Origin of the sequence: Streptomyces sp. F001 (assembly GCF_004187715.1) — a bacterium.
GTDB lineage: Bacteria > Actinomycetota > Actinomycetes > Streptomycetales > Streptomycetaceae > Streptomyces > Streptomyces flavusporus.
In genome coordinates this window covers 1-5,514 of the sequence record NZ_QZWF01000102.1, presented here as the reverse complement: position 1 = coordinate 5,514, position 5,514 = coordinate 1, and the positions used below count along the sequence as shown (strand labels likewise).

Genomic DNA, 5,514 nt, shown 5'->3' with positions numbered 1-5,514 from the left:
CGCCAGCACCGGTCGCCCCCGAGACCGGCTCAAGCTGACCCCGGATCCCCGGCCGACTACTCGGCGTCCAGTAGGAAGGTCGCTTGGCTGCTGCCCTCGATGACACCGCCACGCCGCCAGGCGTCCTCCAACTCTGGCGACGGGAAGTGCTTCTTGACCTGTTCGATGTCGTCGAAGCGGAACAGGACGACAGCCTCGGCGGGGTCGCCCATGTCTCGGGTGACGACGACGGTCTCGAGACCTACGGCGCTGCGCTGCTCAGTGAGGGAGTCGAATGCCTCACGCCATTGGTTGTAGTCGGCGAACCTCTGACGGATCAGCAGATAGGGCATGCAGGGCATGGTAGGGGGTGACTGGGACCGCTGATACCCCGCCTTCCCGGCGGAGTTGGCAACTGGGCGCCGAGCTCGAGCACCTCGTCAGCATAGTGAGCAACCAGTTCAAGGGCAGCGTAGGCGATGCTGTTCCCCATGACGCGTATCTCTGCACTGCCCCGCGGGCAGTCGCCACGCGGTCCGAACAGTCTCGAGGCACACCAAGGGCAGAAGTGACAGCCGCGCGTCTGCTGGGCCCGATGCGTCTGAGTCATACGCTGGAGATTCCCGGCCCTGCTCTTCGCGCCAGTTGGTTGCGGAGATGACACAGTGGCCGGGTCTGATCTCGGGCGGAAGGCGGTCAGCGCAACGTCCACACGTGCACTTCGGAACCTGCGACCGTGTACCAGGTCCCGTCGCCGAGCCCGGTGGGAGTGCCGGACACCGGGAGGGGATAGGCGACCGGCTCAGGCGAGCGTGTCGGGGAGGTGCCGATCAGCCAGTGCCGGCCTTCGCCCCACTCTTCGTCGCTCTCGACGGTTCCGGTGATCACGGTGGCCTCGTCGATGAAGCCCCCCGCCCAGTCCCAGAAGGGCCACACCTCGTCGTTGTCGGGCTCCGCGTCGGCGTGTCGGGGGATGACCGACTCGGCGTCCCACTCAGCCAGAACGGAGCCGTCCTCGATGTCATGTACCGCCAGGGTGTCCTGATCGTGGTTCACGGTCAGGAACCGGTCGCCCGACGGGCTCACGCCGAGCAGGACCAGGTCCTGGTCCTCGAAGTACTCCACGGTCAGGGTCTCGCCGTCCCAGCGCCCCCAGCGCAGGGGCGATCCGTCCTGTCCCTCCCCGATGGTCAGCCCCATCCGCCGCGGATCCGGATGGGGCACGTGCACACTGCCGGCGGCCGCTGACCGGGCGTTCGCCCGCGCGAGCAGCCGTCCCTCGACGGCGTCGAGGACCAGCCACTCGTCCACTGTCTCCGCGTCCAGCTCGCTGCCGGGCAAGGGACCGCGTACGTGCGCCCACACCAGGCGTCCGTCGGCGGAGAAACCGGCGGAGCCGCCGTCCGGGTACCTGTGGTCGCGGTCGTCGGCGTACTCCTCGAACGAGCGGTGCATCTCTCTGCAGGCGCCGTACCAGCAACCGTGGCGGACCTCCCACCGGACCGCTCCCGTACGGTCGATGGCCCGCAGCGCGTGCACTCCGGCGAAGACGGCAAGGCTCCCGTCAGGCGCCACCGTGGAAGTGCCGAACCGCCGCGGCCACGGGGTGGGGAACCGGATCGGGGCCTCGCCTGCCGTGCCGAACGAGCCGTCCACGTCATGCACGACCAGCTCGCTGTCGCATCGGTGCACGAGTGCCCTACGTCCCGGCAGTCCGATCAGGGAGGGGGCGAATGCCTGGGAGGCGGGCAAAGGTGCGGCAAGCTTTGCGACAAGCCGAGCAAGCGAGGACATGCGGTTCTCCGATGGGGACGACGAAGCTCGGCGAACAGTACGACACCAGACCGACAGCACCGCGCTCAGGGCTCAGCCGGATCAGCGCGGGGGGTGGGAAGCAGGAGCAGGTCTGGGGAACGACCTGAGCGCCGGTGGGGAATTCAAAGAGCGCCATCAGCGGTGCGGATCAGGGCGGACTGCCGGCACTCACCCGTACGACGCGCCGAGCGGGCGAGGTCCGGCAAGTGGGATCCAGCGTCGTAGTGCCCTGCGCTGACAGGATAGGCAGGGCCCGGGCGGCCCCCTCACCACGCCCTGGTCGGGGGCCGTCCGCCTCGGCTCTTTCGCGGCCGGCTTCGTCTGCTCGAGACGGTAACCGGCACAGTGGCAGACAGGGATGCTGGTGGCAGACTGGCTGCATGTGCGGTCGCTACGTATCCACCCGCAGTCCGGAGGACCTGGTCCAGCTTTTCCAGGTCACCGACTGGCGAGCCGAGGAGACCCTCGCGCCGAATTGGAACGTTGCCCCGACCAACGATGTGTGGGCCGTCCTTGAGCGCACACCGCGCGACAAGGACGAAGCCGCCTCAGGGGGACGGGAGTTGCGGCCGCTGCGCTGGGGCCTGGTGCCGTCGTGGGCCAAGGACGTCAAGATCGGTGCGCGGATGATCAACGCGCGGGTCGAGACCGTGCACGAGAAGCCCGCCTTCCGCCGCGCGTTTCTCCGGCGCCGCTGCCTGCTGCCGGCCGACGGCTTCTACGAGTGGCAGCAGGCCAAGGACCCGGGCACGGGCAAAACCCGCAAGCAGCCGTACTTCATCCACCCCCAGGACGACCAGGTCATGGCGCTCGCCGGTCTCTACGAGTACTGGCGCAACCCGGAGGTGAAGCGGGACGACGACCCCGCCGCATGGCTGATCACGTGCACCATCATCACCACCGAGGCCACTGACGCAGCTGGGCACGTTCACCCCCGCATGCCGCTCGCGCTCACCGAGGACCACTACGACGCCTGGCTCGACGCCGGCCACCAGGACCCCGACGAACTGCGCGCTCTGCTCGGCCGGCCCGCGGGCGGCCACCTGGATGCGCGGCCCGTCTCCACCGCGGTCAACAGCGTCCGTAACAACGGCCCTCAGCTCCTGGACGCGATCGCCCCGTAGCAGCCGCGGCTCGGCTGCGGAGAACGACGGACAACCCCGGAGTGCCCCGAGGTGCTCGCGGTCGGCAAGCAGGCCGCGGCCGCCCGCGGCCTGGACTTCAACCGGTACGTCGAACGCCTGATCATCTAGGACACCACCGGTGCCCGCGCCGCCGGCATGGCCGCCGCGCAGCGCCTCATCAAGGAGCACGGCGCGTTTCTCGACGATTTCGAGCGGGAGCTCGCTGCCCCGTACGGGCAGCCCGGCCGGGTGCCGCCGCGTGATCCTGCACATCGACGAGTCCTGAATCCTGGAGGTCGCCGAGCGGGTCGGCCGCCGCGACCCGGCGCCGTCGACCGGCATCCGCGCCACCCGAAAAAATTGACCATATGTTCGAATTATTGCCTGGGTGCGGACCATGATCCACGAATATCGTGGCGAGCCAGACACTCACTCGAGCAGGAGGCAGTCAGGCCATGGCCGTGAAACCCGAGGGCGCGCCCTGTTGGGCCGACGCGATGTTCCCCGACCTGGAGGCCGCGAAGAGCTTCTACGGCGAACTGCTGGGCTGGACCTTCGGCGAAGCGTCGGAGGAGTACGGCAACTACACCCAGGCGTACTCCGGCGGGAAGAACGTCGCCGCGCTCTCCCCCCAGATGCCCGGCTGGGAAGGCCCGCCGGCCTGGAGCCTCTACTTCGCGTCGACGGACGTCGACGCCACAGCCGCCAGGATCCGCGACAACGGCGGCGAACTCATGATGGAGCCGATGGCCGTCGGCGAGTTCGGCAAGATGCTGATGGCCAAGGACGCGAGCGGCGCCGCTTTCGGCGTCTGGCAGGCGGGCACGCATGAGGGCTTCGAGAAGGAAGAGGAGCCCGGTGCGTTCTGCTGGGCCGAGCTCACCACCCGCGATGCGGAGAAGGCGGACGCCTTCTTCCCGGCCGTCTTCGGCTACGGGGTGAAGGCCATGGAGGACGAGGCCATCGACTTCAAGCTCTACAACCTCGGCGACGACACCGTGCTCGGCCGGATGAAGATGACGGACGACTGGCCCGCCGAGGTCCCGCCGTACGTCAACGTCTACTTCGCCGTCGACAACTGCGACGACGCGATCGCCACCGTCACCAAGCACGGCGGTCAGGTCCACTTCGGGCCGCACGACAGCCCCTTCGGCCGCTTCGCCGCCGTCTCCGACCCCCAGGGCGCGGCCTTCTCCGTCATCGACCTCAGGACGACGCAGGGGGACATGCCCAAGATCACCTGACAGCCGTTCCACTACTGACCCTACGAGGTGTCAGGCCCAACGGGCCGTCGGCGCAAATGAGTTGGCGCCGGTCCTGGCCGCTGACTGGTTGCTTCAGGGACTTCTGGCCGGGGCTTGCGGCGCCTGTTCGGTCGGCTACGTCACCGCGGTCAGCGTGGCGTAGACCACGACGTTGCTCAGGTAGCCGGTGCGCTCGGTGTAGCCGCCGCCGCAGGTGATCAACCGGAGTTCGGGCCGGCCGGAACTGCCGTAGACCTTCTTGCTGGGGAATTCCTTCCTGTCGTAGAGCTCGACGGCGCGGACGGCGAACACCGCCGTCCGCCGGTCCGCCCGGCTGATCTCGATGGTGGCGCCCTTGGTCAGGGCGCCGAGGTCGTGGAAGACACCGGGGCCGCCGGTGGGCGTGTCCACATGCCCGGTGGCGATGGCGGTCCCTGCCGAGCCGGGAGCCGTGCCATCGCCGTACCAGCCGGCGAGGCCGGGTTTGCCAGGTGGTGGGGGCCGCAGCGCCCCTGCCGCATCGAGGCCCAGTCGTGTCATCGGGACGTTCACGCCAATGGCGGCGATCCGGAGCCGGACCGGATCCGCGGGGGGCAGAGGCTGGACAGCGGTGCGGGTAGCCGGGGCAGTGGTGGGGGGCGTGGGGTCTGCAGAGGTGGAGAAGGCCTGGGCCGCCGATGGCTGTGGTGGCTCCTTGTCGTGCATCCCGCTGATCAGCAGCACCGCTCCCGCCATCATTGCGCAAGCCAGAAGGCGCACTGCAGGGATGAACGGGTCTCGGGAAGCGCTGGTGTGGCGCCCGGGTTCCATCGCGGTTGAGCCTTTGCTTCACGGCGGGTGGATAGGGAGGGGTGTGGGCCTCGCGGCCCCCGGATCGATGCCGTGTCGGGGGCCCGGTTCAGGCCGGAGCGGACGGAGCTGGTCGCAGTCGGCGGAGTCGGGCGGTCAGGTTCGACTGCCGTTCGGGCGGCGGCACATCCAGACCACACCCCCGGCGGCGGCTCCGACGAGCAGTGCACCGCCCAGGGCGAGTTCCGTGCCTGTGTCTTCGGCGGGTCCGAAGCCGGCGCTGACTGAGCCGCTCGGAGGGCGGCCGGTGATCTGATACGTATCCGTGACCTTGGTCAGTGGTGGGCACTTGAGGGTGACTGTGTCGCTGCCCGGCCTGGTTCCTTCCGGGATCTGGAACTGGCCGGTGAGTTCCCCCTCCTGGTCGCCTTCGAAGAGGTGGAACGGCCCTCCGACCTCCGACCAGCCCTTGCCGTAGTCCGCGTCAGGGTCGCAGGCCGTTGTACTGACCGTGACCGTGGAACCCGGGGAGGCATTCGACGGATTGATATGGACTTCTGAGT

General features: G+C 68.9%; 6 protein-coding genes. 2 read left to right on the top strand and 4 right to left on the bottom strand.

Going from position 1 to position 5,514, the window contains the following annotated elements:
• Positions 1-56: 56 nt before the first annotated feature.
• The gene (locus StrepF001_RS44300) at positions 57-332 is read right to left on the bottom strand and encodes a hypothetical protein (RefSeq protein WP_129803730.1); all 276 of its coding nucleotides are present in this window, start codon (positions 330-332) and stop codon (positions 57-59) included.
• Positions 333-675: 343 nt separating this feature from the next.
• The gene (locus StrepF001_RS44295; RefSeq protein ID WP_240798002.1) at positions 676-1,644 is read right to left on the bottom strand and encodes a hypothetical protein; all 969 of its coding nucleotides are present in this window, start codon (positions 1,642-1,644) and stop codon (positions 676-678) included.
• 530 nt (positions 1,645-2,174) lie between these two features.
• Between StrepF001_RS44295 and StrepF001_RS44290 the strand changes: the two genes are divergently transcribed.
• Both StrepF001_RS44290 and StrepF001_RS44285 read left to right on the top strand, forming a co-directional pair.
• The gene (locus StrepF001_RS44290; RefSeq protein ID WP_129803728.1) at positions 2,175-2,918 is read left to right on the top strand and encodes an SOS response-associated peptidase; all 744 of its coding nucleotides are present in this window, start codon (positions 2,175-2,177) and stop codon (positions 2,916-2,918) included.
• Between the two features lie 455 nt (positions 2,919-3,373).
• Positions 3,374-4,162 (top strand): VOC family protein, encoded by a 789-nt coding sequence (locus StrepF001_RS44285; protein ID WP_129803727.1) that lies wholly within the window; start codon positions 3,374-3,376, stop codon positions 4,160-4,162.
• Positions 4,163-4,297: 135 nt separating this feature from the next.
• On the opposite strand, the gene StrepF001_RS44280 is transcribed toward StrepF001_RS44285, so the two are convergent.
• A complete protein-coding gene (locus StrepF001_RS44280; protein WP_346657026.1) occupies positions 4,298-4,867 on the bottom strand; it encodes a class F sortase in 570 nt (189 codons plus the stop codon).
• A gap of 240 nt (positions 4,868-5,107) precedes the next feature.
• On the bottom strand, positions 5,108-5,514 hold a 407-nt coding region (locus tag StrepF001_RS44275; RefSeq protein WP_129803725.1), incomplete at its 5' end, for a sortase.